The organism is Corynebacterium sp. (assembly GCF_030530965.1).
Lineage (GTDB): Bacteria > Actinomycetota > Actinomycetes > Mycobacteriales > Mycobacteriaceae > Corynebacterium.
Map to the genome: position 1 here is coordinate 1 of NZ_JAUMTY010000076.1, position 3,815 is coordinate 3,815.

A 3,815-nucleotide genomic window follows, 5' to 3' on the forward strand; every position below is an offset into this window, starting at 1 on the left:
ACACTACACACCCCACCCACACACCACAAACCCCCAGCACAACACCACAAAACACGCGAACTTGAAACAAAAAAGGAACCGCATATGCGATCCCTTTCCGTTCGCTCCATCGTCGGCAACCTAGTTGACCCCACTAGCGCTCAGAGAACACCACTCTTGCGAGAGACCAAGTAGTAGGCCTACAAGGGAACACGCCACGCACCTACAAAGCATCACACTGCGGCACTAAGGAACATCACTCCGCAGAGTCATGGTGGGCGCGCTCAATGGTCGCTCCCAGCTCCGTCAACGTCTCCACAAAGTCCGGATACCCGCGGTCAATGTGATAAACATCGTTGACCTCAGTCATGCCGTCGGCACATAAACCGGCTAAAACAAGCCCCGCACCTGCACGGATGTCGGAGCTCCATACCGGGGCAGACGACAATTGTTCCACCCCTCGGATCATGACGTGATGGCCGTCGATGTAGGCGTCGGCACCTAGGCGGGTCATTTCATCAACAAACCGGAAACGCGACTCGAAGACATTCTCGGTGATCACGGATGTGCCCTCCGACACTGAACACAGCGCAATCGCCATCGGTTGGAGGTCCGTCGGAAAGCCGGGAAACGGCAGCGTCTGGTAATCGACAGCCTTCGGACGGTGGTTCTGCACAACGCGGAACCCCGTCGCATAGGTCTCTACCTCGGCACCCGCACCCTTGACTTTCTCCAGAACAAGGTGGAGGAAAGAGGGATCAATTCCGCCGACGGTGATATCGCCCTGAGTAATGGCAGCGGCATATGCCCAGGTCCCCGCGACAATGCGGTCACCGATCACTTCGTGGCGGACCGGGTCCAGCCGAGGAACACCCTCGACCGTGATCGTGTTCGAGCCAGCCCCCGAAATCTTCGCGCCCATTTCTGAGAGCATCGTGCACAAATCCACGATCTCAGGCTCGCGAGCAGCGTTATCCAGAACGGTGGTGCCCTCCGCCAACACCGCGGCCGTCAAAATGTTCTCCGTCGCGCCAACCGAGGGGAAATCAAGTTTGATCGACGCACCGTGCAAGCTTTCAGCTTCAGATACGACGCAACCGTGCTCGATTTTCGTCGTCGCACCCAGCTTTTCAAGACCACTTTGGTGCATATCCAACGGGCGCGACCCGATCGCATCTCCCCCTGGCAAGGCAACCACCGCACGATGACTACGAGCGGTCAACGGCCCAAGCACGCACACCGACGCGCGGAACTTACGCACAGCGTCGAAATCTGCGTCACTCGTCACGTGCTCTGGAACTGTGATGTAAACCGTCGGCCCATCCAGAACCACTCGGCACCCTAACCCCCGCAGGACGTCGGCCATATAAGGAACATCGGCGATCTCGGGGCAATTGGTCAGCACCGTCGTGCCCTCGGCCAACAACGCGGCCCCCATCAACTTAAGGACACTGTTCTTCGCCCCCGCCACACGAACCTGCCCTTGCAAACGGGCTCCACCAGTTACCTTGAAACTATCGTTTCGGGATTTCACGTCACTCACACTTACAGGTTAAACAAGCATGATCGGGAATGCGCAGAAACCCGTCTCAGCAGCGCGGTTATCGAAAATATTCGTGGGCAACGGGGCTATATAAAGCACGCGAATGGGGAACGCGCAGACCGGCACGGACGTAACATGAAATCATGAGCGTCCATCTCACCCGCATCTACACACGAACCGGCGACGACGGAACCACCGGACTGTCCGACTTCTCGCGCGTCAGCAAAAACGACCCGCGGCTTGTCGCATATTCGACGTGCGACGAGGCGAACACCATCATCGGCATGGCTCTCGCAGCGGACAAAAGCGCCGAGAAGCCGCAACTTCCCGACGCTGCACAATCCGCGCTCGCCATCATTCAAAACGAACTTTTCGACGCTGGGGCCGATCTGTCAACGCCCGTCGTCGAAAATCCGAAATACCCCCCACTACGGATTGAGCAAAGCTACATCGACCGCCTTGAGAAATGGTGCGACGAATTCAATGAGGACTTGCCTAAACTTGATTCGTTCATCCTCCCCGGGGGGACGATGACTTCGGCGTTTTTACAGAACGCGCGAGCGGTGGTGCGGCGTGCGGAACGGGCGGCGTGGGCAGCTGTTGAGGCCTATCCGGATACAACGTCGAAGCTGCCTGCCAAGTATCTCAACAGGCTTTCTGACCTGCTGTTTATTTTGTCGCGTGTGGCGAACGACGGTAACGACGTGAAATGGGTTGGTGGAGGCACACGCGACTCGTTATAGACGCACCTGTAACGGTACAGGCGATCTCAACCTCCGGAGCTCTGTTTTACGGCAGGGCCCCAATGCGACGTGCAGCATTCACCGCTTCATAGCGGGTGTGCGCACCCAACTTACGCATTACCGAACGGAGATAGCTCTTCACGGTCTCCGCTCCGATGCCCATCTCTTCCGCGGCCTCCACATTGGTGTGGCCCAAGGCTACGCAGGCCAAAACGTCCAGCTCACGGGCGGAAAGCTTGGTCGTTTGCTTCACTCGAACAGGCTGAACCATTTGATCGCATAGTTGTTCAAGCTCTTGGCGGAGGTCATCGGACTCGACCCGGTTCGCCAACATTCGGAGCTTCGAGTGAGTAGAGCGAACTTGCTCCCACTCGGCACCGTTCATCAACCGGCCACTCTTCCCACCACCGCGGCTCGGGTCGGTGCGACGGAAAGCGTCGCCGACAGCGAGATCCTGTTCAAGGGTGCGGGCAGTCATGGTCACTTCTTCGAGGACTTTGTCGCCTAGGCGGACTGGTGAGTGAACGCCGGCATACAAAACCCCGCGCAGGTCACGCGAGACAATGATCGGCACCGCGACCACAGAGTGCAGGCCCTCATCTTGAATGGCACGGTCGTGCTCGTGGGATATGACCTTTGCCCGGGTGTAATCACTCACACCGACCGGGCGGCGGGTCGTTACTACGCGACCGCCCACACCTGAACCGGCGTCAATGGAAAGATTGTGTAAAGCCGGTGTACGAAGCCCAACCCACGCGTTGATCTTCAGGCTGTTGTCCGTCTCGATCGCGCCATACATGGTCACGGGAATTCCGGTGGTGTTCTTCAACGAGGCGAGAGCTCTCCGAACGGCTTCACCATCGTCTTTGTATCGTAGTGCGTCCACGACTACCCTCCTGGTATCCCCCACCGGGTTACACCCGATGGGGGCAAAAACACGCTTCGAGCTTCACTATAAAGCCACTAAATTGCCCTACAAAATGTAACTAGATGATTCAAACGATCATCGACGGTCGCAACACCGTCCTTGAACAGGGGTTTTCCACCGTGAGTAGGCTACGGGAGCGCCAAAAAATGTGAACTTTCTCTCACAGAGATAAATAAGATTTCTCATATTCTTTTAGCAGCAAAATTACGTGCCAACTATCACCGACGTGCCGACACCCGATAGCTAATCGACGCGAAAAAACCTATCTACCAGGGCTTAAAGTAAATATGTGCATACATCAAGGCATCCGGCTCACAAAAGGGCACACGAAATGATAAACGCAACGAGCCACCAGAATGACGGAACAGCAACCAAAACCGCACGATAAGACGACGGAATGATGGCCCGCTATAAAGGGGGTTTAGCACCACCTAAAACCAAAAATTAAAACCTACGGTTCCGTTGTTTTTACCCCCTCTACCCCCATGCGTGTTGAGCGTGGTGTTTTCATCATCCCAGCACACCTACTGTCCCCACGTCTGGGTGGCCAGATTATTTATCCGCTCAATCGTCCTATCCAAGGAGGAACCGAGACTCGAGACGACGCTCTTTTCAAGTTTCC

The 3,815-nt window shown here is 56.3% G+C and carries 3 protein-coding genes; 1 reads left to right on the top strand and 2 read right to left on the bottom strand.

Features of this window, described 5'->3' with window-relative positions; genetic code table 11:
• Positions 1-235 precede the first annotated feature (235 nt).
• Positions 236-1,513 carry a UDP-N-acetylglucosamine 1-carboxyvinyltransferase gene (gene murA / locus Q3981_RS09965; RefSeq protein WP_012731091.1) on the bottom strand — a complete coding sequence of 426 codons (1,278 nt, stop codon included), beginning with the start codon at positions 1,511-1,513 and terminating at the stop codon, positions 236-238.
• A gap of 152 nt (positions 1,514-1,665) precedes the next feature.
• On the opposite strand from murA, the gene Q3981_RS09970 reads away from it, so the two are divergent.
• On the top strand, positions 1,666-2,265 hold the full coding sequence (locus Q3981_RS09970) for a cob(I)yrinic acid a,c-diamide adenosyltransferase (RefSeq protein ID WP_303125837.1): 600 nt from the start codon (positions 1,666-1,668) through the stop codon (positions 2,263-2,265).
• 46 nt (positions 2,266-2,311) lie between these two features.
• Here the strand turns inward: Q3981_RS09970 and ramA are convergent, their stop codons facing one another.
• Positions 2,312-3,151, bottom strand: coding sequence for an acetate metabolism transcriptional regulator RamA (ramA, locus tag Q3981_RS09975; RefSeq protein ID WP_303125840.1), 840 nt, complete (start codon positions 3,149-3,151; stop codon positions 2,312-2,314).
• Between the last annotated feature and the right edge of the window lie 664 nt (positions 3,152-3,815).